Below are 19,912 nucleotides of genomic sequence, written 5' to 3'. Positions count from 1 at the left end.
TCCTTGCTGAATGGCTGGGCCATGAGGCGCACTCCCGTTGAGGCGGGAGCACAAATCATCTCTCAGGCACCGACGCCTACGGACGAGCCTTTGGCCGGCGATACGTGATTAGGCGCCTCATCTGGGGGAACTGCAAGGTTCATCCACTCGGCTCAGGGGCGCGGGCTGTCCTATCCGAAGTTGCGGAAGCCTACGATCAGCAATCCGAAACTCAACAAAACGATGACCCCGCTACCTGCGACAACAAGCAGAGCCGCCTTCCACCCCGCAAGGCCGCGCTTTTGCTGCCGAATGGCGAACAGGATGAGGAGGATGAACAGGATTGGGCAGATGAGAACAATCATGCACGTTTCCAAATCACGACGGCACTTCAGTTAAGGAGCCGTGTGAGGCTGGTGTCCGCTAAGGGTGGTGAGCGCGGTTTGTCGGTCGAGCGGCCAAGTCCCGTCTACCCTGAGCGCGAACGTCGTGACCAACCGTTCGGGGCCACCGAAGGCCGAGCGATTTCACATCGATCCCAGCTCCTTGATCAGCTTGGGAAGCATTCTGCCAGGTATCGAGCCGGACGGAGCAAAGCCGGAGTCCTTCGCCCCCATGCGTCGATAGAATGGCGCGGCATCTGGGTCGGCCTCGATCGCCATGCGGTGAGCACCCATCGCTGTTGCTTCGCTGGCAGCCCAATGAAACAACTTCATTCCCAAGCCACCGCGAAGCATCGTCGGCTCGACGAACAACTTCAACAAATCAGCCCAGCTTCCAGTGACCCTGACTTGGGCGACGCCGACGATCTTGCCGTTCTCTTCCGCCACTGCAATTGAACTGGATTGGAGTTCGCATGCTTCGATGGTGAGTTCGCTCCGACAGGCCTCCATGAAGTCGTTGCCGTAGCCCCATACAGCTTTCGACCTAAGGCACAAGGCCGAGAGCGTAGGTAGCTCCTCAACTGTTGGCGGTCTGAGAACACAAGTCACGAGGCTTGGCTCCATGCATTGATTTCGGATACCACATCGCCGCCTCCGATGTCTCATACTGGCCTAGCAGCGGGCCTCGATGAGGCGGGCACTCCGTCCCCTTCGCGTCCGACAAGGGCAAGCCAGCGGAAACGAAGCCGCCTGGTTCGCTGGTCCGAGCGCAGTCGCAGCACCGGCACCGGCAAAGCACACAGCCCGACCAATCTTGCGATGCGGAAGATCCGCTCGTGCTGTTCGAGGAAGCCGATGTGGCGCGAAGCGGCTTCCAAAACCTCCGCTGTCATTCCCCGCGAAGGCGGGGAATCCAGTACGCCGCGGCTTATCGGTTGATCACTTCCGTCTCGGAGTACTGGATCACCCGCTTTCGCGGGTGATGACACCTTGAGTGGGGCGGCAGTCCGGACTGCCTCGCCTCACGCCCCCTCGAACTGCAACCTCGCCAGCCTGGCATAGAGCCCGTTCGCGGCGACCAGCTCCGCATGCGTGCCCTGTTCGACGATTCTGCCCTGGTCCATCACCAGGATGCGGTCGCAGGAGAGCACGGTGGCGAGGCGGTGCGCGATCACGAGGGTGGTGCGGTGGCGCATCAGCTCTTCCAGCGCGGTCTGCACCAGCGTCTCGCTTTCGGCATCGAGCGCGGAGGTGGCTTCGTCGAGCAGCAGCAGCGGTGCATCGCGCAGGATCGCGCGCGCGATCGCGATGCGCTGGCGCTGGCCGCCTGATAGCGTCACGCCGCGCTCGCCGAGCGGGGTGTCGAAACCTTCGGGCAGGCGGCGGATGAACTCGGCGGCATGCGCGAGCTCGGCGGCGCGCTCGACCTCGGCATCGGTGGCATCGGGCCGGCCGAAGCGGATGTTGTCGCGGGCGCTTGCCGCGAACACGTTGGATTCTTGCGGCACCAGCGCGATGCGCGAACGGAATTCACGCGGATCGGCGGATTTGACCGGCACGCCGTCGAGCGAGATCGCGCCGCTGCGCGGATCGTAGAAGCGCAACAGCAGATGAAATATCGTGCTCTTGCCGGCGCCGGACGGACCGACGATGGCGACCTTCTCGCCGGGGCGCACGGTGAACGAGACGGCATCGAGCACATTGACGTCGCGCCGCGCCGGATAGGCGAAGCTGACGTGGTCGAAGCCGACTTCGCCGCGCGCCGGCACCGGCAGCGCGCGCGGCGACGCGGGCGCGGTGATGTCGGGCTGCACATGCAGGATCTCGAACAGGCGCTCGGCTGCGCCTGATGCCGCCGAGATCTCGCCCCAGACCTCGCTGAGCTGGCCGAGGCCGGCCGCGGCGAAAGCCGCATAGAGCACGAACTGGCCGAGCCGGCCCGGCGTGATGGTGCCTGTGAGCACGTCGTGCGAGCCGATCCAGAGGATCGCGACCACGCTTGCGAACACGATGAAGATGATGATGGCGGTGAGCACGGCGCGCGCCTGCGTGGACGTGCGCGCGGCTTCATAGGCCTGCTCGACCTCGCCGCCGAAGCGCTTCTCGGCGAGACTCTCGCTGGTATAGGCCTGCACGGTGCGGATCGCACCGACGAGCTCGCTCGCATAGGCGGAGGCCTCGGCCAGCGTGTCCTGCGCATTGCGCGACAGCCGCCGCACCCAACGCCCGAAGGCGACCAACGGCAGCACGATCAGGGGAATCGCGAGCAGCACGAAGCCTGACAGCCGCGGGCTGGTGATCACCATCATCGCCGCGGCCCCGAAGAACATCATCAGGTTGCGCAGCGCGATCGAGACCGAGGCGCCGACGGAGGATTTGATCTGGGTGGTGTCGGCGGTGAGGCGCGACACCAGCTCGCCGCTGCGCGCGGAATCGAAGAAGGCCGGCGACAGCGACAGCAGATGGGCGAAGACGTCGCGCCTGAGATCGGCGACGATGCGCTCGCCGATCGTCATCACGAGGTAGTAGCGCGCGGCGCTTGCGAGCGCGAGGACGGCGACGACCGCGATCATCACCGAGAAGTAGCTGTTGATCAGCTCGATGCCCTCGGGCGTCAGGCCGAAATCGATCATCCTGCGCACCGCGACCGGCACCAGCAGGGTGGTCAGCGCCGCGATCGTCAGCGCGACAAAGGCCAGCGCCGCCCGGCCGCGATAGCGCGCCACATAAGGCGCAAGCGCCAGCAGCGGCCGCAGCTTGGCGCGGCTCTTCGCCGGCGCCTCGATCAGGTCGGCCTCGATCGACGGGGCTTCCGCGGGCCCGGTTTCAAGCCGTTCAACTGCGCTCATGAGATCCGACCAAAAGACAAAGAGAGGTAGTCTGCTCCAGATAGGCCGCGCGAGCGGGAGTGGCAAATCCGGGATGTCCCTTAGGGGGCCGCCCGGTCCCCTACTAAGGCCCTGCAACGGCTTGTTTTACAGGGCCTCGTGGGGTATAGACCGCGCCAAATCCGTCATTCGATAGCCACTCAAGTGAGGCGCCGGGGCGCCGAGGAATTGCCATGAAAGCCGAAATTCACCCGAACTATCATACGATTAAGGTCGTGATGACCGACGGAACCGAGTACCTGACCCGCTCCACCTGGGGCAAGGAAGGCGATACGCTGAACCTCGACATCGACCCCAAGTCGCACCCGGCCTGGACCGGCGGCAACGCGCAGCTGATGGATCGCGGCGGCCGCGTCTCGCGCTTCCAGAAGAAGTTTTCGGGCTTTCTCAAGAAGGATTGATCCGGCCCCTCGAGGCTGGAGACGAAAACGCCCCCGGAGAGCCGGGGGCGTTTTTTGTTTTTGGGGCGATGTGCTCTCGATCAGGCCGAGAACTCGTAGGGTGGGCAAAGCGTAGCGCGCCCACCAATCTTGATTGCGATTCTGCGAGAAAATGGTGGGCACGGCGCTGCGCGCCTTTGCCCACCCTACCGCACCTGCGCTTACCGCTCGAACGCTGCCTTCAGCGCGTTGAGATGCGGTACCAGCGGGTTGCCGATCGAGGAATGATCGACCGGCGGCGTGTGGATCGTGGTGTCCAAGCGGCGCACGCGGGTCTGGAGGCTCATCGAGCGATGGATCAAATCCTGGAGCTGCGACGGCAGCTTCTCGATGCTGTCGGTTGAGCCGGGATCGGCGGCGGAGAGCTTGACCTTGGTTTTTTCGCGGTTGGCCTGGCCCAGCGTCATCTCGCCTTCCTTCACTGCGCGGTGCAGCAGCAGCCACGAGGCGAGTTGCATCAGGCGGGTGGTCAGACGCATGCTCTCGGTCGCATAGGTGAGGCTGACGGCGCGATCGAGCGCCTTGGCCTCGGTGCGGCCGGCGCCATCGAGATAGGCGGCGGTCTCTTCGACCAGGTCCATGCCCTCGCGGAACAGGACGCCGAACGCCGCAGAATTGGTGAACCGCTCGCTGAGTTGAACGAGAGCACCTTCGGCTTGCAAACGTTCCATGGTTAACGCCCCTTACGCAACTGTCTGACTGCCCGGCTTTGGCGCCGGCTTATGATGAACAAATCATTGCGCGGGCGCGACGCCGAGTCCAGTGACAAGCGCGGATATGGTTTCCGCGGGTCTTTGCCCGGAATTCAACCGCGGCGAGATGCAAAAAGGCGGAGCTGGGCGCAAAAAAGAGCCGCCGGAAAACCGGCGGCTTTGAAAGTTGATAACAGGGAGGCGTCAAACAGAGTGGACAGGAGCCACTCGGTGTCCAAACAAGGACAGTTCCCAGTCATAAACTCGAAAGCTTAATGTGGAGTAAACGAGTGGTTATTTTGAGGGTTCGTTAGCTATGTCGGTCAGTGGCCGAGTGGGCGGTGGAACGAATTCTTCACGCGCATCCGCAGCGAAGGCCGAAACCAGACCCTCATGGTGAGGAGCGCGCTCTTCGCGCGCGTCTCCGGACGATGCTTCGCATCGCCGGGACCATGCAGGCCCTGCTCTCGCCCGCGGCCATCCTTCGAGACGCGCGTGCCGCGCTCCTCAGGATGAGGACCGTGTGTGAGGCCAGCCCCGCTCCAGCGTCGGACCCTACGACTTGAAAACGCTGTTGGCCGCATCGCGCGAGGCGCGCTTCTTTGTTGTGGCTTCTTCCAATCTTGTGATCTCGGCCTTGAGCAGCGCGATGCGTTCGGTCAGTTCCTCCACTGACAAGAGTGAGAGATCCTGTCCGATGTCATGGCTGATCTTCTTGCGCGGGCGGTCGTCGTCTTCCATCGCCATCCTGGTTCCTCCTGCGTTCGCCTCACAAGCGGTTGAGGCGGTTGCCAGCCTGCACCGCGCTGGCTAAGCAATGGCCTCGTTCCATCCCGCACCTTTGCTCAAGGACACATCATGGACAAGCTGCCCGCGCAAATGACCGTGGTCGCCATCTCGAAACCCGGCGGACCGGAAGTGCTGGTGCCGGAACAACGGGCGCTGCCGCAGCCCGGTCCGGACGAGATCCTGGTCAAGGTGCAGGCCGCCGGCGTCAACCGGCCCGACGTCGCGCAGCGCTCCGGCGCCTATCCGCCGCCGCCCGGCGCCAGCGACCTGCCCGGCCTCGAGATCGCCGGCGAAGTGGTGGCCGTCGGCAGCAACGCCAAGCGGCACAAGATCGGCGACAAGGTGATGTCGCTGGTCGCCGGTGGCGGTTATGCGCAGTACTGCATCGCCCAGGACGGTCAGGCGATGAGCGTGCCGCCGTCGCTGTCGATCAAGGAAGCCGGCGCACTGCCGGAAACCCTGATGACGGTCTGGCACAATGTGTTCGAGCGCGGCGGCCTGAAGGCCGGCGAGACGCTGCTGATCCATGGCGGCTCCTCGGGCATCGGCACCATGGCGATCCAGCTCGCAAAAGCGTTCGGCGCGAAGGTGATCGTCACCGTCGGATCGCAGGACAAGATCGATGCCTGCCTCAAGCTCGGCGCCGATCGCGCCATCAACTACAAGGACGAAGACTTCGTCGCCGTGGTCAAGGCGGAGACGAACAATGCCGGCGCCAATCTGATCCTCGACATGGTCGCCGGCGACTATGTCGATCGCAACTATGACGCCGCCGCGCTCGACGGCCGCATCGTGCAGATCGCAACCCTCAACGGGCCCAAGGTCACCGTCAACATCGCCAAGGTGATGGTGAAGCGCCTGACCCACACCGGCTCGACGCTGCGCCCCCGTAGTAATGCGGACAAGGCGGCGATGGTGGCCGCGATCGAGGCGAAAGTGATGCCGCTTTTGCGCGAAGGCCGGGTCAAGCCGCTGATGGACAGCACTTTCCCGCTGGAAAAGGCATCCGACGCGCATCGGCGGATGGAAACCTCGGCACATATTGGCAAAATTGTGTTGGAGGTCTAGGCCAGCGGCCCACAGGGCTAGCCGGAAACCCTTTGATTTTCCTCGCTTTCGTGGCATCTATCGCGACGCACCGAACCACTTTGTTCCGTTCGGAAAACGCCGTGCACCGAAGAGCCTGCACCGAAGAGTTTGCGTCGAACGCGGAGAACTGACCTTGCGTCTGATCAGGTGCCTCGCGCCCATAGCGCTGGGCCTCATGATTCTCGTCTGCGCGTTCCCGGCGCGCGCACTCGACGCTGTCAGCGTCCGCGGTGACGCGCCCGCAATCGACCTCACCGGCGTGCTCGAGCATCAGCGCAGCGACGCCGACCGCATCCAGGTTTCCACCGCGCCCGGCACCGACGGCATCGTCCGCCGCATCGAGGTGCGCGCCCGCGAAGGCGGCCAGAACTGGGTGGTGTTCGCGCTCGCCAACAACACCGACGACCAGCTCGACCGCCTGATCGTCGCCCCGCATTACCGCATCGTCTCCTCGGGGCTACTCTGGCCCGACCTCGGGCTGTCCCGCATCGCGACCATCACGCCCTCGACCGGCGACCGGCCGGAGCGGCAGGAGAGCCCGACCGCCGACGTTTTCCGCGTCACCCTCGATCCCGGCGCCGTCGTCACCTTCGTCGCGGAGCTGCGCACCGACAAGCTGCCGCAGCTCTATCTGTGGGAGCCGGAATCCTACAAGGACAAGGTCAACTCGTTCACGCTGTACCAGGGCATCGTGATCGGCATCTCCGGCTTGCTGGCGCTGGTGCTGACCATCCTGTTCGTGGTCAAGGGCAGCATCATGTTCCCGGCCGCCGCGGCGCTGGCCTGGGCGGTGCTGGTCTATATCGGCGTCGATTTCGGCTTCTGGGGCAAGGTGCTCGACATGTCGAACAACGCCGAGCGCATCTGGCGCGCGGCGGGTGAGGCGATCCTGGCCGCGACGCTGCTGGTGTTCCTGTTCGCCTATCTCAATCTCAGTCGCTGGCACGTGCGGTATTCCCACATCACGGTGGGCTGGCTCGCGTTCCTGGGCTCGCTGGTTGCGCTGGCCCTGTTCGACCCCGCGGTGGCCTCCGGCATCGCGCGCATCTCGCTGGTGCTGATCGCCTTCGCCGGCTTCGCGCTGATCGTCTATCTCTCCACCCACGGCTTCGACCGCGCGGTGCTGCTGATCCCGACCTGGTTCCTGCTGGTGGTCTGGGTGGTCGCGGCCGGCATGACGGTCGCAGGCTCCGTCACCAACGACATCGTCGGCCCTGCCCTGCTCGGCGGCCTCGTGCTGATCGTGATGCTGATCGGCTTCACGGTGATGCAGCATGCGTTCGCGGGCGGCGGCGCCACCACCGGTGTCGTCTCCGACATCGAGCGCCGCGCGCTGGCGCTGGCTGGTTCCGGCGATTTGATCTGGGACTGGGACGTGTCCGCCGACAAGGTCTTCACCAGCCCCGAGACCGAGGCCCTGCTCGGCCTCAAGCGCGGCACGCTGGAAGGCCCGGCCGCCTCCTGGCTGGAAGTGCTGCACCCGCTCGACCAGGACCGTTTCCGCGCCGCGCTCGACAGCGTGCTCGACCAGCGCCGCGGCCGCCTGGTGCAGGATTTCCGCCTGCGTACGCCGGACGGTCACTTCATGTGGTTCGCGCTGAAGGCGCGCCCGGTGGTCGGCTCCGACGGCGAGGTCTCGCGCGTGGTCGGTACCCTCACCGACGTCACCGAGCTGCGCAATGCCGAGGAGCGCCTGCTGCACGATTCCGTGCATGACAATCTCACCGGCCTGCCCAACCGCAAGCTGTTCATGGACCGGCTCGGCGCCGTCGCGCATTTCGCCAAGACCATGCCGATGCTGCGGCCGACGCTGATGGTGATCGACCTCGATCGTTTCAAGCAGGTCAACGATTCCGTCGGCATCGCGGTCGGCGATTCCATCCTGCTGACGCTGGCCCGCCGCCTCACCCGCATCCTGAAGCCGCAGGATACGCTGGCGCGGCTCGCCGGCGACCAGTTCGGCCTGATCCTGCTCTCGGAGCAGGACCCCGCCCGCATCACCGCCTTTGCCGAGACCATCCGCAAGACCATCCGCGCGCCGATCGCCTTCAACGAACGCGAGATCTTTCTCACGGCCTCGATCGGCCTTGCCTTGTCCGATCCGCAAGTTCAGCTCACGGACGAGATCATCAAGGACGCCGAGCTTGCGATGTATCACTCCAAGCGTATCGGCGGCGACCGCATCGACGTCTACAAGTCCGCGATGCGCGCGCGAAAAACCGATCGGCTGACGCTGGAGAGCGAACTGCGCCGCGCCATCGAGCGGCAGGAGCTCACGATTCTATATCAGCCGATCGTACGGCTCGAAGACCGTTCCGTCGCCGGCTTCGAGGCGCTGGTGCGCTGGGATCATCCCAAGCTCGGACGCATGGCACCGTCGGAATTCATCACCATCGCGGAAGAGACCGGCCTGATCATCGACCTCGGCATGTTCGTGCTCGACCAGACCGCCAAGCAGCTCTCGATCTGGCAGCGTGCGATGCGCTCGCGCGAGCCGATCTTCGCATCCGTCAACGTCTCCTCGCGGCAATTGCTGCGCCACGATCTGATCCACGACATCCGCACCGTGCTGTCGCGCTCCTCGGTCGCGCGCGGCACGCTGAAGCTGGAATTGACGGAATCGCTGGTGATGGAGAATCCGGAGCACGCGGCGCAGATGCTGACGCGGATCCGCGAGCTCGGCACCGGGCTGTCGCTCGACGATTTCGGCACCGGCCATTCGTCGCTGGCCTATCTGCAGCGCTTCCCGTTCGACACCATCAAGATCGACCAGTCCTTCGTGCGCACCACCAACCGCGGCACCCGCCCGGTGATCCTGAAGTCCATCATCGCGCTCGCGCACGACCTCGGCATGGACGTGGTCGCCGAAGGTGCCGAGACCGATTCCGACGCGGTCGAGCTCTACCAGATGGGCTGCGAATACGCGCAGGGGTTTGCCTTCGGCGAACCCATGGACGCCGACGCCGCGATGCGCCTGCTCACGGAAGTGCGCCTGGAAGCGGCGAGCTGATCTCAACGCGAGTCCGGTCCCGTAGGGTGGGCAAAGGCGAACTTGCGCCGTGCCCACCATCAATCCAACATTGCAACAGAGGTGGTGGGCACGCTTCGCTTTGCCCACCCTACGATACTGGCCGCCGCCGGTCGCTCTTCAGCTTCGTGAACCGCACGCTCGCACCGTCCGGCATTCGCATCGCCTTGAAACCCGCGGCGAGGCAGGCTTCGCGCTGGGGCATCTGGATGTCCGGGCTGCGCAGGCTGTCCCACCATGAGGCACGATTCGCCGCGCGCGGCAGGGCCGCGCCGATGATCTCTTCGATCTGTTCATAGGTCAGCACGAATTCCGCCTGCTTCTGCCGCATCAGATAATCGCGCAACGCGTCGTAGTCGTTCACCGCTGTCCTCTTCGCTGGTCGAAGCCCCGCTTTGCCCAAAAACGTCAGCCGCGGAAACCAATTTTTAACTCATTCCGGCAGCGCCGTCCCGGCTTAAACACTGCTCAAGCTTTCGGGCGCATTCACTAATGTCGGGAGCAAATGATGTTGTCTCGATGGCGCGACGTCACGGCCCGGCGGCCATGGCGGCTTTCGGCGAAACTGCTGATCATCTCGTCCGTGGTGACGGTGATCGGCTTTTCCGCCATTTGCGTCAACGTCATGCTGGACATGCGCCGCGGCGAGGAGGCGCTCGCCCGCCAGACGTTGGAAAACCTGGCGACGACCATCGAGTCCGACGTCAGCCGCAACATCGAGATCTACGACCTGGCCCTCAAGGCGGTCGCCAGCAACATGCTGCTGCCGGAAATCGGCACGGTCTCGAAGCCGATCCGTCACCTCATCCTGTTCGACCATGCGACCACGGCGAGGCATTTCGGCGCGATCCAGGTGTTCGACGCCGACGGCCGGCTAACCATCGACGCCTCCACGCTCGATCCCGTTGCCGAGAACCGCAGCGACGAGGATTACTTCAAGGCTCATCGCGACAATCCGGACGCAGGCCTCTTCATCAGCCGTCCGATGCTGTTCCGCGGCGCCTATTCGATCGTGCTGAGCCGGCGTATCAGCGACACCGACGGGGGCTTCCTCGGCGTCGTCGCCGGATCGATCCGCTTCAGCTATTTCCACGAATTGTTCGAGCGGCTGAGCCTCGATGCCGACGACACCATCACCGTGCTCAGGCGCGACCGTACCGTCATGATGCGGCGGCCGTTTGATCTCGACGTGATCGGCACGAATCTGGCCAACCGGCCGGTCTGGAAGGCCGAAAATCTGAAGGTCGGCGGCGCATTCGCCGGACAGGGGCCGATCGACGGCACGCCGCGGCTCTATGTCCGTAGTAGTGGGAGCAGCCCGCTATTCGTGGTGGCAGGCAAGCCACTGAACGCCGTGTTCGAGCTCTGGCAGAAGGAAGCCTACCGCATCGGCGCCGTGGTGCTGGCGCTCAGCGTGTTCATGCTGGCATCGACGCTGGTGCTCGCGCGCGAGATCGGCCGGCGCGCCGAGGCCGAGCGCAAGCTCGAGGAGATGGCGACGACCGACGCGCTCACCGGCCTGAAGAACCGCCGCAAGTTCGACCAGGTGATCGACGTCGAATGGCGCCGCGCGATGCGGCAGCAGACGCCGATCGCGCTCTTGATGATCGATGCCGATCATTTCAAGGCTTACAACGACACCTTCGGCCATCAGGCCGGCGACCAGGTGCTGGTCGGCATCGCCATCTGCATTTCCGATTCGGTGAGCCGCGCCAGCGACTGCGCCGCACGCTATGGCGGCGAGGAATTCGCCGTGCTGCTGCCGGGCACCTCGGTCACGGACGCCCTCCATGTCGCCGAGAAGATCCGCGCGAAGGTGCAGGGCTGGTCCGACGACCACACGAGTTCGACGGTGTCCTGCGGCATCGCGAGCCTCGTTCCCACCACCGGCATGGACTGGCCGCTGCTGGTCGCCGCCGCCGACAAGGCCCTCTACGCCGCAAAAGCCGGCGGCCGCAACCAGTCGGTGGTCGCGAGCCTGCCGAAGCTGTCGCTGGTGGCGTGAGTCTCGGCGTTGGAGCGTGTCGTCCCGGCGAAGGCCGGGACCCATACCGCGAGGTCTATCGATCGCAAACCGATAGAAGTACCGAACGACGAGTCTTCGCCAAACTGCTCCCTGGGGGTATGGGTCCCGGCCCCCCGTGCGCAATTGCGCACTAGGCCGGGACGACAGAGACTACTGCCCCAAATACTTCTTCATTTCCGCAATGAGCCCGTCACGCAGCTCCGGCCGCTTCAGGCCGTAGGCAATGTTGGCGCGGAGGAAGCCGGGCTTGGAGCCGCAATCGTGGCGCTCGCCCTCGAACTCGACGCCGTAGAATTTTTGCGATCTGGCAAGGCCGATCATGGCGTCGGTGAGCTGGATCTCGCCGCCGGCGCCGCGCTCCTGGGTCTCCAGGATCTTGAAGATCTCCGGCTGCAGGATGTAGCGGCCGGTGATCGAAAGGTTGGAGGGCGCGGTGCCCTTGGCCGGCTTCTCGACCATGCCATCGACCTCGAACATCTTGCCGGTGCGTTTGCCGACGCCGCAGATGCCGTATTGATGGGTCAGATGATCGGGCACCGGCTCGACCGCGATGACGTTGGATTTTTCGCCGAGCTTACTGGCGGTGTCGATCATCTGCTTCAGGCAGCCGGGCGAATTGAGCACGAGTTCGTCCGGCAGTACGACCGCGAACGGTTCGTTGCCGACGATGTCGCGCGCGCACCAGACCGCGTGACCGAGGCCGAGCGGCGCCTGCTGGCGGGTGAAGCTGACGGCGCCGGCTTCGGGCTGGTTCTGCGCCAGAACGTCCTGCTCGGTCTTCTTGCCGCGCGCGGCCAGCGTCGCATCGAGCTCGAACATCCGATCGAAATGATCTTCGATGACACTTTTGTTGCGGCCGGTGACGAAGATGAAGTGCTCGATGCCGGCTTCCCTTGCCTCGTCATAGACGTACTGGATCAGCGGCTTGTCGACGATCGTCAGCATTTCCTTCGGCATCGCCTTGGTGGCGGGCAGGACGCGGGTGCCGAGGCCGGCAACGGGAAATACGGCTTTGCGGATTTTCATGGGATTGATCGAATACCTGAGGAACACGTGAAGGGAGCAATGGCATCTTGCTAGCTTGTTTGCAGCCGCCAACAAAGGCGGATGTGGGGCCTCATCCTCACAGAGTTAAGAAAAAGGCCACCATCAAAATTTCACCTTTGTTAAGCTGTTGGCAACCGTAACCAGGCCTCCTGAGGGCAGATTTTGGCCGGACAGGTGTGGACATGATGCAATCAATGGCAGGGCTGGCGAAACGGGGCGGGTCCGTGACCGGTGCGACGATGATTGCGGCCGCCCTGCTGTTCCCGCTTCCCGCCGGCGCGCAGGCTCAGAACGGTCTGTCCAATCTGTTCGGCGGTATTTTCTCAGGCCCGAACCCGGCGACTTCGCAAGCAGCGCCCGGGTCCAGCGGCGCTCAAACGGGAGTTCAACCCTGGACCGGCGAGGACGGCGCCTCCGGCCATCCGCTGATGACAGCCGCCGCGATCCGCGAGGCCGCCGGTAACTTCAACAATTGCGTCGCAGGCATGTGGCCCGATGCCGCACGGCGCAACATCACGCAGGAAAATTTCCAGCGCTTCACGGCAGGCCTCGCGCCCGATCTGCGCATCATGGACCTGATGGACTCGCAGCCCGAGTTCACCAAGTCGATCTGGGATTATCTCGACATCCTCGTGAACGACAACCGCCTCGCCAAGGGCCGCGAGGTTCTCGCCAAGTACAAAGCGCAGTTCGACGCCACTGAAAAAGCCACCGGCGTCGACCGCTATATCATCGCCTCGATCTGGGGCATCGAGTCCAACTACTCGACGCAGATGGGCGATCGCAGCGTGCTGCAATCGACCGCGACGCTCGCCTGCATCGGGCGCCGCCAAGCTTACTTCAAGGACGAATTCCTCTCGGCGCTGGAGATCCTCAACCGCGGCGATCTCAGGCCCGAACAGTTGCGCGGCTCCTGGGCCGGCGCCTTCGGCCCGACGCAGTTCATGCCGACCGCGTTCAAGCGCTTTGCCGTGGACGGCGACGGCGACGGCCGGCGTGACGTCGTCGACAATCCTTCCGACCTGATCGCGTCGACCGCCAACAATCTGAAGAAGGACGGCTGGCAGGCCGGCCAGACCTGGGGCTACGAGGTCGTGGTGCCCCAAGGCTTCAACTACATGCTGGCCGATCGCGCCAAGGCGATGACGATGGCGCAATGGGAAAAGCTCGGCCTCAAGCGCCCGACCAACCAGCCCTTCCCGCATCCAGCCGAGAAGGCCTATCTGCTTGCGCCGGCCGGTGCCCAAGGGCCGGGCTTCCTGATGCTGCAGAACTTCCGGGTCATCATGAAGTACAATCCGGCCGAGGCCTATGCGCTGGCGATCGGCCATTTCGCCGATCGCCTCCGCGGCGGCCAGCCCTTCGTGCAGCCTTGGCCGCGGCAGGAACGGGAGCTGTCCCGCACCGAGCGGCTGGAACTCCAGCAGCTGCTGGCCCAGCGCGGCTTCTACAAAGGCACCCCGGACGGCCAGTTCGGCGGCCAGACCCGGGAGGCCCTGCGCAACTTCCAGGCCTCGATCGGGGTCCCCGCCGACGGTTTTGCCTCCTCCGACGTGCTGGACCGGCTGCGCGGGCGGTAAAATCGCGTCGAAAGTAACCCTGAACGGGGATTTTGGCAGGCAGCCTTGACGGCGGCGCCTGTTCCTCGGCGTATGGGTCAAAAATCTGCAACAGAATCTGCCCGTTTGGCGCCCGATTCCGTTATTATATCGAGCGTGTCCCGATCCCCCATTGCGCGTGCCCGAGATCGCATGTCGAAGAAGTCCCTGCTCAAGGCGCTGACCGAGACCGGCCCGTTGATCGCGCTGGGGACGGCGCTTGCGATTCTGGTATCGGTTGCCGGCCCGGCCTCGGCGCAGTTCTTCAACTTCCCCGGCTTCGGCGGTCCACCGCAGCGCGCGGCCCCGCCGCCGCGCAATGGCGGAGGCGGCGGCTGGTTCGGCGGAGATTTCTTCGCGCCGTTCCAGCAGCAACAGCAGCAGGCGCCGCGCCAGGATTTTTCGCGCGCGCCGGCGCCAGCCAAGCGTGACACCACGCCCGACAAGAACGTGCTGGTGATCGGTGACGCCATGGCCGACTGGCTCGCCTACGGCCTGGAAGACGCCTACACCGAGCAGCCCGACATGGGCGTGATCCGCAAGCACAAGACCACATCCGGTCTGATCAAGTACCAGCCGAAGGGCGAGCCCTCTGATTGGGTGGCTGCGGCCAAGGGCATTCTCGAGACCGAGAAGCCTGAAATCATCGTCGTCATGCTCGGCCTCAACGACCGCATCTCGATCCGCGAGCCGGTGGCCGAGAAATCCGACAAGGCCTCGGACAAGGACAAGAAGAACGACAAGGGCGCCCGCGCCAAGCCGCAAGGAAAGCCGGGTGACAAGCCGGGCGATGCCAAACCCGACACGGCCGCCAAGCCGGACGACAAGCCCGCCGACACCGACCTGCCGCAGGATGATGCCGATAACGCCGACACGCCTGCGGCCGCGCCCGAAAAGACGGCGCGCAATCCGAACGGTGTCTACGAATTCCGCGACGAGCGCTGGGTCGAGCTCTACGGCAAGAAGATCGAGGAGCTCGCCAACGCCCTCAAGGCCAAAGGCGTGCCGGTGCTCTGGGTCGGCCTGCCCGCCATCCGCGGTCCCAAGGGCACCGCGGACATGCTGTTCCTGGATTCGCTCTATCGCGAAGGCGCGGCCAAGGCCGGCATCACCTATGTCGACGTCTGGGACGGCTTTGTAGACGAAGCCGGCCGCTTCCTTCAGAAGGGCCCGGACTTCGAAGGCCAGATCCGTCAGCTCCGCAGCGGCGACGGCGTCTATTTCACAAAACCCGGCGCGCGCAAGCTCGCGCATTATGTCGAGCGCGAGATCACGCGCCTGCTCGCAGGCCGCTCCGGCCCGATCGCGCTGCCGAGCGAGCCGGCGACACCCGATACCAGCGCCGAGCCCGGCAAGCCCGCACCGCGGCCGCTGGCCGGCCCGATCGTGCCGCTGGTTGCGGCCTCGATCTCGACCGATCAATTGCTGGGTGGGCCGGGCTCGCGTCCTGCCGCCGTCGATGCGCTCGCTGCGAAGACGATGGTGAAGGGCGAGCCACTGGCTGCGCCTGCCGGCCGCGCCGACGATTATGCCTGGCCGCGCCGCGAAGTCGGCCGCGAGCAGGCCAAGGGCGATACGCCGGTCGCCACGACGACACCCGATGGCGGTACGCCGGGTGCGGCCGCAGCGATCGCCCCGCCAAAGCTTGCGCCGAAGAAGCCACCGGCGCCGCAGCAACCGGCACAGGCAGCGCCATCGATGCGCGATTTCTTCGGCTTTGGCTCGCCGCCGCCCCCGCCGCGTCAATTGGCGCCAGCGCCGCGCAATCCGACTCCCAACCCCGCGATCCCGCGGCCGCCTGGCAATGTCGGGCGATCGGCGGAAGTGTTCCGATAATTTTTCTAAGCTGAGGTCTTCGTGTCCCGGACGCTCTGCAGCGTGAAACGCTGCTGCGCAGAGCCGGGACCAGCACGTCCAAAAAGAATGGGCCCCGGCTCAGCAACGCGGCGTTACACGCCGTGTTGCGTCCGGGGCCTGATGCTTATCGTGCGTTGGCTTTAGCCGTAATAGCGCCAGCGCGGCGGCGGGCGGCGCGAAGGCCGTGCCATCAGCAACGCGAGGGCGAAGCCGATACCGCCGGCGACCAGCAGCGCGCCGAGCGGGTTGTCCTGCACCTTCTGGGCAATCGCCTGCGAACCGTCGCGCAAGGTTTCGGCCGGCTTGTCATAGGCGTCCTTGGCATAGCTGGCCGCGGTGTCCGTCGCGTCACGGACGGCATCCTTGGCTTGGCCGTAGAGATTCTGCACGGAGCCTGCGGCTTCCCGCGCCTTGCCCGACGCCTGTGTCTGCGCATCGCCTGCGAGATCACCGACAGCGCCTTCCGCGCGTCCGGCGAATTCCTTGGCCGATCCGACAATCCGATCTTTATCCATGATGCTCCTCCTCGGGGGTCAGCCCAAGTAACCGATCAGGAGCGGCGCAGTTCCATGTGACTTGAAATTGGACTCAAAGAATGAGCCCGCCGTCGACGACCAATGTCTGGCCGATGATGTAGGACGACAGCGGCGATGCCAGGAACAGCGCCGCGCCCGCCATGTCAGCCGGCGTGCCCAATCGCCGCAGCGGAATGCGCGAAAGTGCACCTTCGAGCCGCTTGGGATTGTCGGTCGTCACCTTCGTCATCTTGGTGTCGACCAGACCGGGCGCGATGCCGTTGACGCGGATGCCGTCTTCGGCCCAGGCCTCGCCCAGCGTCCGCGTCAATCCGACCGCGCCCGTCTTCGACGCGTTGTAAGCAGGATTGCCCATGGTGGAATGATAGGCCGCGGTCGAGGACACCATGATCAGCGATCCCCGCGAGTCCCGCAGCATGGAATGAAAGCGCGTGGCGCAGGCCATCAGGCTCATCAGATTGACCTCGACGACGTTGCGGAAGCCCGCCATCTCGAACTCGCCACGGCGATAGAGCACCGCGCCCTGCGCGAGCACCAGGATATCGAGCCGTTCGAACGACGGCTTGAACGCTTCGACCGCTCCGGCATTGCCGACGTCGAGCTGCGCGTAGGAAAGACCGGTGAGATCCGAGCCCTCCGCTTGCGAATATTCCTTCGCGTGAGCCCGCGTGCCGCAGACCGCTACTTGCGCGCCCCTGACGCGAAAGGCTTGCGCGATGCCGTTGCCGATGCCGCTGGATCCGCCGACGACCAGCACCTGCTTGCCTGGGAAATCGAGTTCGTTCGTCATCGGGGCCTCCCTTTTGTTCTGCTTGTTTGACCTGTCTGCGGATCGATGCCAGCCTTGTCCATCTCATAACAAGAAACAAGACGCCGCGAGGAAACAGCATGTCCGAGTTCAAACAGCTCAGCCGGTCCGTGAAGGGCCTGACCGTTCTCGTCACCGGCGCGGCCAGCGGCATGGGACGCGCGACGGCACGCGTGTTCGCTGCCGAGGGCGCGAACGTCGCCGCCACAGATTATGACGAGCAGGGGGCGCTGGCCGTGGCGAAGGAGATCGCCGCAAACGGCGGCGTCGCGAAAGCCTGGAAGCTCGACGTTGCCGACGGCGATGAGATCAAGCGCGTGGTCGGCGACGTGGCGACGCGTTTCGGTGGGCTCGACATCATCGTCAACAATGCCGGCATCTCCGTGCGCGTCGCGATCGACGACGAAGCCTATGAGGACGCCTGGACCAGGGGTATCGCGGTGATGCTGACGGCGCATCCGCGCATCATCCGCGCCGCGCTGCCTCACTTGCGCAAGTCGAACAGCCCGCGCATCGTCAACATCGCCTCGACCGAGGCGCTCGGCGCCACCGCATTGCACAGCCCCTATTCGGCGGCGAAGGGCGGCGTCGCCAGCCTCACCCGCTCGCTCGCGGTGGAGCTCGGCCGCGAAGGCATTACCGTCAATTGCATCTGCCCGGGGCCGGTCCGCACCGCCATCACCGACCGGATCTCGGAAGAGCACAAGACCATCTACGCCAAGCGCCGCACGGCACTCGGCCGCTACGGCGATCCGGAGGAGGTCGCGCACATGACGCTGAGCCTGTGCCTGCCGGCGGCGTCCTTCCTCACCGGCGCGGTCATCCCCGTCGACGGCGGCCTGATGGCGCGCAACGCGTGAGAGCTGTAGCCCGGATGGAGCGCAGCGCAATCCGGGAAGGTCCTTCCGCGGCACGATGCCCCGGATTGCGCTTCGCACCATCCGGGCTACAGGCAGCTATGCGCACCGAGCGTTGACATCGCCCGTTACGGGAGTAACTTTTTCCTCGACAGAGCGGGACCAACCGCTTGCACGCCCGGGAGAAAACGCCATGACGATCGCCATCCGGCAACTTCAGACACATTTTGTCGGCGAGGTTTCCGGCCTCGATCTGCGACAGCCTCTCACACCAGATGAGGCGCGCGAGGTCGAAGCCGCCATGGACAAATATGCGGTGCTGGTGTTCCACGATCAGGACATCACCGACGAACAGCAGATGGCCTTTGCGCTGAATTTCGGCCAGCGCGAGGACGCGCGCGGCGGCACCGTGACGAAGGAAAAGGACTACCGGCTCCAGACGGGCCTGAACGACGTCTCCAATCTCGGCAAGGACGGCAAGCCGCTGGCGAAGGACAGCCGCGCGCATCTGTTCAATCTCGGCAACTGCCTGTGGCATTCCGACAGCTCGTTCCGCCCCATCCCGGCAAAATTCTCGCTGCTGTCGGCGCGCGTGGTGAACCCGAAGGGCGGCAACACCGAATTCGCGGACATGCGCGCGGCCTATGATGCGCTCGACGACGAGACCAAGGCCGAAATCGAGGACCTCGTCTGCGAGCACTCGCTGATGTATTCGCGGGGATCGCTCGGCTTCACCGAATACACCGATGACGAGAAGCAGATGTTCAAGCCGGTGCTGCAACGTCTCGTGCGCACCCATCCCGTGCATCGCCGCAAGTCGCTCTATCTCTCATCGCATGCGGGCAAGATCGTCGGCATGAGCGTCCCCGAGGGCAGGCTGCTGCTGCGCGATCTCAACGAGCACGCGACGCAAAGCGAGTTCGTCTACGTCCACAAATGGAAGCTGCATGACCTCGTGATGTGGGACAACCGCCAGACCATGCACCGCGTCCGCCGCTACGACCAGTCGCAGCCCCGCGACATGCGCCGCGCGACGGTCGCGGGCACCGAGCCGACGGTGCAGCAGCAGGCGGCGGAGTAGGCGCTACTCAGCAGTCGGTGTCATCGCCCGGCTTGACCGGGCGATCCAGTACTCCGAGACAGCTGCGATAGAGCCGATACGCCCCGGCGTACTGGATGCCCCGGTCAAGCCGGGGCATGACAGCGGAGGGCGATACACGGCAGCGAGAATGGCGCTACGCGTGGCCCGCCTCGTTCGAGAGCATGCCGGGATCGATGCCGATCTTGCGCAGCGCGCGTCCGTATTTTTCGTCGACGTCGTCGCCAAAGATCAAATCCGAATCCGCGTCGCAATGCAGCCAGCCATTGCTCTGGATTTCGGTCTCGAGCTGGCCCGGCGCCCAGCCGGCATAGCCGAGCGCGAGGATGGCGTGCTTGGGACCGGAGCCGTTGGCGATCGCACGCAGGATGTCGACGGTCGCGGTGAGGCAGACGCCGTCGTCGATCCGGAGCGTCGCGTTCTCGATGTAGAAATCGCTGGAGTGCAGCACGAAGCCGCGGCCGGTATCGACCGGACCGCCGCGTAGCACCTTCATGCTTTCGGCATTCTCCGGCAGCTTGATGTGCTCGCCCTTCTTGATGATGCCGAGTTGCTCCAACAACTCGGGGAAGTCGATGCTGCCGGCCGGGTGGTTGACGATGATGCCCATCGCGCCTTCGGCGGAGTGGGCGCAGAGGTAGATCACCGAGCGCTCAAACCGCTCGTCACCCATCACGGGCATGGCGATCAACAACTGGCCGTCGAGATAACCCGCCGAGTTGGGGAGCGCGGGGCCGGGCTTGCGGGTGCCTTCGCCTGTCCTTTTGCCTGTGGGAGCCATCGGTGAAGCACTCCG

At 64.8% G+C, this 19,912-nt stretch carries 18 protein-coding genes; 8 read left to right on the top strand and 10 right to left on the bottom strand.

Features of this window, described 5'->3' with window-relative positions; genetic code table 11:
- Positions 1–170: 170 nt before the first annotated feature.
- The 3 genes from ABIB91_RS05650 to ABIB91_RS05640 form a co-directional block, all read right to left on the bottom strand.
- Complete coding sequence (locus tag ABIB91_RS05650; RefSeq protein ID WP_354159378.1) at positions 171–344, bottom strand: hypothetical protein; 174 nt, start codon at positions 342–344, stop codon at positions 171–173.
- Positions 345–506: 162 nt separating this feature from the next.
- Positions 507–872, bottom strand: a complete 366-nt coding sequence (locus tag ABIB91_RS05645; RefSeq protein WP_157158624.1) for a GNAT family N-acetyltransferase — start codon at positions 870–872, stop codon at positions 507–509.
- 512 nt (positions 873–1,384) lie between these two features.
- Positions 1,385–3,211 carry an ABC transporter ATP-binding protein/permease gene (locus ABIB91_RS05640; protein WP_354159380.1) on the bottom strand — a complete coding sequence of 609 codons (1,827 nt, stop codon included), beginning with the start codon at positions 3,209–3,211 and terminating at the stop codon, positions 1,385–1,387.
- A gap of 212 nt (positions 3,212–3,423) precedes the next feature.
- Here ABIB91_RS05640 and rpmE point away from each other — a divergent pair, with 212 nt between their 5' ends.
- Positions 3,424–3,651, top strand: coding sequence for a 50S ribosomal protein L31 (rpmE, locus tag ABIB91_RS05635; protein ID WP_007599895.1), 228 nt, complete (start codon positions 3,424–3,426; stop codon positions 3,649–3,651).
- 200 nt (positions 3,652–3,851) lie between these two features.
- Here the strand turns inward: rpmE and rcdA are convergent, their stop codons facing one another.
- Both rcdA and ABIB91_RS05625 read right to left on the bottom strand, forming a co-directional pair.
- Entirely contained in the window at positions 3,852–4,361 is a 510-nt protein-coding gene (gene rcdA, locus ABIB91_RS05630) for a protease adaptor protein RcdA (protein ID WP_007599893.1), read from the bottom strand.
- A 576-nt stretch (positions 4,362–4,937) separates the two neighbouring features.
- Positions 4,938–5,129, bottom strand: coding sequence for a DUF1192 domain-containing protein (locus tag ABIB91_RS05625; protein WP_354159383.1), 192 nt, complete (start codon positions 5,127–5,129; stop codon positions 4,938–4,940).
- Between the two features lie 111 nt (positions 5,130–5,240).
- Here ABIB91_RS05625 and ABIB91_RS05620 point away from each other — a divergent pair, with 111 nt between their 5' ends.
- Positions 5,241–6,239, top strand: coding sequence for an NAD(P)H-quinone oxidoreductase (locus ABIB91_RS05620; protein WP_354159385.1), 999 nt, complete (start codon positions 5,241–5,243; stop codon positions 6,237–6,239).
- Between the two features lie 154 nt (positions 6,240–6,393).
- On the top strand, positions 6,394–9,270 hold the full coding sequence (locus tag ABIB91_RS05615) for an EAL domain-containing protein (protein WP_354159387.1): 2,877 nt from the start codon (positions 6,394–6,396) through the stop codon (positions 9,268–9,270).
- Between the two features lie 109 nt (positions 9,271–9,379).
- Here the strand turns inward: ABIB91_RS05615 and ABIB91_RS05610 are convergent, their stop codons facing one another.
- Positions 9,380–9,652, bottom strand: coding sequence for a DUF7662 domain-containing protein (locus ABIB91_RS05610; RefSeq protein WP_007599886.1), 273 nt, complete (start codon positions 9,650–9,652; stop codon positions 9,380–9,382).
- Between the two features lie 144 nt (positions 9,653–9,796).
- Here ABIB91_RS05610 and ABIB91_RS05605 point away from each other — a divergent pair, with 144 nt between their 5' ends.
- Positions 9,797–11,293, top strand: a complete 1,497-nt coding sequence (locus ABIB91_RS05605) for a sensor domain-containing diguanylate cyclase (RefSeq protein ID WP_354159389.1) — start codon at positions 9,797–9,799, stop codon at positions 11,291–11,293.
- A gap of 171 nt (positions 11,294–11,464) precedes the next feature.
- Here the strand turns inward: ABIB91_RS05605 and ABIB91_RS05600 are convergent, their stop codons facing one another.
- Complete coding sequence (locus ABIB91_RS05600) at positions 11,465–12,340, bottom strand: UTP--glucose-1-phosphate uridylyltransferase (protein ID WP_007599884.1); 876 nt, start codon at positions 12,338–12,340, stop codon at positions 11,465–11,467.
- 203 nt (positions 12,341–12,543) lie between these two features.
- Here ABIB91_RS05600 and ABIB91_RS05595 point away from each other — a divergent pair, with 203 nt between their 5' ends.
- Together ABIB91_RS05595 and ABIB91_RS05590 are read left to right on the top strand one after the other, a co-directional pair.
- Entirely contained in the window at positions 12,544–13,941 is a 1,398-nt protein-coding gene (locus ABIB91_RS05595) for a lytic murein transglycosylase (protein WP_354159391.1), read from the top strand.
- A 171-nt stretch (positions 13,942–14,112) separates the two neighbouring features.
- Entirely contained in the window at positions 14,113–15,795 is a 1,683-nt protein-coding gene (locus ABIB91_RS05590; RefSeq protein ID WP_354159393.1) for an SGNH/GDSL hydrolase family protein, read from the top strand.
- A 161-nt stretch (positions 15,796–15,956) separates the two neighbouring features.
- Here ABIB91_RS05590 and ABIB91_RS05585 read toward each other — a convergent pair whose 3' ends face one another.
- Together ABIB91_RS05585 and ABIB91_RS05580 are read right to left on the bottom strand one after the other, a co-directional pair.
- Complete coding sequence (locus tag ABIB91_RS05585; protein WP_007599877.1) at positions 15,957–16,331, bottom strand: CsbD family protein; 375 nt, start codon at positions 16,329–16,331, stop codon at positions 15,957–15,959.
- Between the two features lie 73 nt (positions 16,332–16,404).
- Positions 16,405–17,142, bottom strand: coding sequence for an SDR family NAD(P)-dependent oxidoreductase (locus ABIB91_RS05580; protein ID WP_354159395.1), 738 nt, complete (start codon positions 17,140–17,142; stop codon positions 16,405–16,407).
- 98 nt (positions 17,143–17,240) lie between these two features.
- Here ABIB91_RS05580 and ABIB91_RS05575 point away from each other — a divergent pair, with 98 nt between their 5' ends.
- Positions 17,241–18,020 (top strand): SDR family NAD(P)-dependent oxidoreductase, encoded by a 780-nt coding sequence (locus tag ABIB91_RS05575; RefSeq protein ID WP_354159397.1) that lies wholly within the window; start codon positions 17,241–17,243, stop codon positions 18,018–18,020.
- A gap of 190 nt (positions 18,021–18,210) precedes the next feature.
- Positions 18,211–19,098, top strand: coding sequence for a TauD/TfdA dioxygenase family protein (locus ABIB91_RS05570; protein WP_007599867.1), 888 nt, complete (start codon positions 18,211–18,213; stop codon positions 19,096–19,098).
- A 154-nt stretch (positions 19,099–19,252) separates the two neighbouring features.
- On the opposite strand, the gene ABIB91_RS05565 is transcribed toward ABIB91_RS05570, so the two are convergent.
- The gene (locus ABIB91_RS05565; RefSeq protein WP_354159399.1) at positions 19,253–19,897 is read right to left on the bottom strand and encodes a YqgE/AlgH family protein; all 645 of its coding nucleotides are present in this window, start codon (positions 19,895–19,897) and stop codon (positions 19,253–19,255) included.
- Positions 19,898–19,912 lie beyond the last annotated feature (15 nt).

This window comes from Bradyrhizobium sp. JR4.3, assembly GCF_040547695.1.
GTDB classification, from domain to species: domain Bacteria; phylum Pseudomonadota; class Alphaproteobacteria; order Rhizobiales; family Xanthobacteraceae; genus Bradyrhizobium; species Bradyrhizobium canariense.
This window is presented reverse-complemented; position numbering and strand designations above follow the sequence as displayed.

What these genes read in the sequence shown, in the direction of transcription:
- ABIB91_RS05625 (WP_354159383.1), bottom strand. Translation starts at nt 5,129, where the DNA reads ATGGCGATGGAAGACGACGACCGCCCGCGCAAGAAGATCAGCCATGAC.
- ABIB91_RS05620 (WP_354159385.1), top strand. Translation starts at nt 5,241, where the DNA reads ATGGACAAGCTGCCCGCGCAAATGACCGTGGTCGCCATCTCGAAACCC.
- ABIB91_RS05640 (WP_354159380.1), bottom strand. Translation starts at nt 3,211, where the DNA reads ATGAGCGCAGTTGAACGGCTTGAAACCGGGCCCGCGGAAGCCCCGTCG.
- ABIB91_RS05570 (WP_007599867.1), top strand. Translation starts at nt 18,211, where the DNA reads ATGACGATCGCCATCCGGCAACTTCAGACACATTTTGTCGGCGAGGTT.
- rcdA (WP_007599893.1), bottom strand. Translation starts at nt 4,361, where the DNA reads ATGGAACGTTTGCAAGCCGAAGGTGCTCTCGTTCAACTCAGCGAGCGG.
- ABIB91_RS05590 (WP_354159393.1), top strand. Translation starts at nt 14,113, where the DNA reads ATGTCGAAGAAGTCCCTGCTCAAGGCGCTGACCGAGACCGGCCCGTTG.
- ABIB91_RS05565 (WP_354159399.1), bottom strand. Translation starts at nt 19,897, where the DNA reads ATGGCTCCCACAGGCAAAAGGACAGGCGAAGGCACCCGCAAGCCCGGC.
- ABIB91_RS05580 (WP_354159395.1), bottom strand. Translation starts at nt 17,142, where the DNA reads ATGACGAACGAACTCGATTTCCCAGGCAAGCAGGTGCTGGTCGTCGGC.
- ABIB91_RS05650 (WP_354159378.1), bottom strand. Translation starts at nt 344, where the DNA reads ATGATTGTTCTCATCTGCCCAATCCTGTTCATCCTCCTCATCCTGTTC.
- ABIB91_RS05595 (WP_354159391.1), top strand. Translation starts at nt 12,544, where the DNA reads ATGATGCAATCAATGGCAGGGCTGGCGAAACGGGGCGGGTCCGTGACC.
- ABIB91_RS05575 (WP_354159397.1), top strand. Translation starts at nt 17,241, where the DNA reads ATGTCCGAGTTCAAACAGCTCAGCCGGTCCGTGAAGGGCCTGACCGTT.
- rpmE (WP_007599895.1), top strand. Translation starts at nt 3,424, where the DNA reads ATGAAAGCCGAAATTCACCCGAACTATCATACGATTAAGGTCGTGATG.
- ABIB91_RS05605 (WP_354159389.1), top strand. Translation starts at nt 9,797, where the DNA reads ATGTTGTCTCGATGGCGCGACGTCACGGCCCGGCGGCCATGGCGGCTT.
- ABIB91_RS05645 (WP_157158624.1), bottom strand. Translation starts at nt 872, where the DNA reads ATGGAGGCCTGTCGGAGCGAACTCACCATCGAAGCATGCGAACTCCAA.
- ABIB91_RS05600 (WP_007599884.1), bottom strand. Translation starts at nt 12,340, where the DNA reads ATGAAAATCCGCAAAGCCGTATTTCCCGTTGCCGGCCTCGGCACCCGC.
- ABIB91_RS05585 (WP_007599877.1), bottom strand. Translation starts at nt 16,331, where the DNA reads ATGGATAAAGATCGGATTGTCGGATCGGCCAAGGAATTCGCCGGACGC.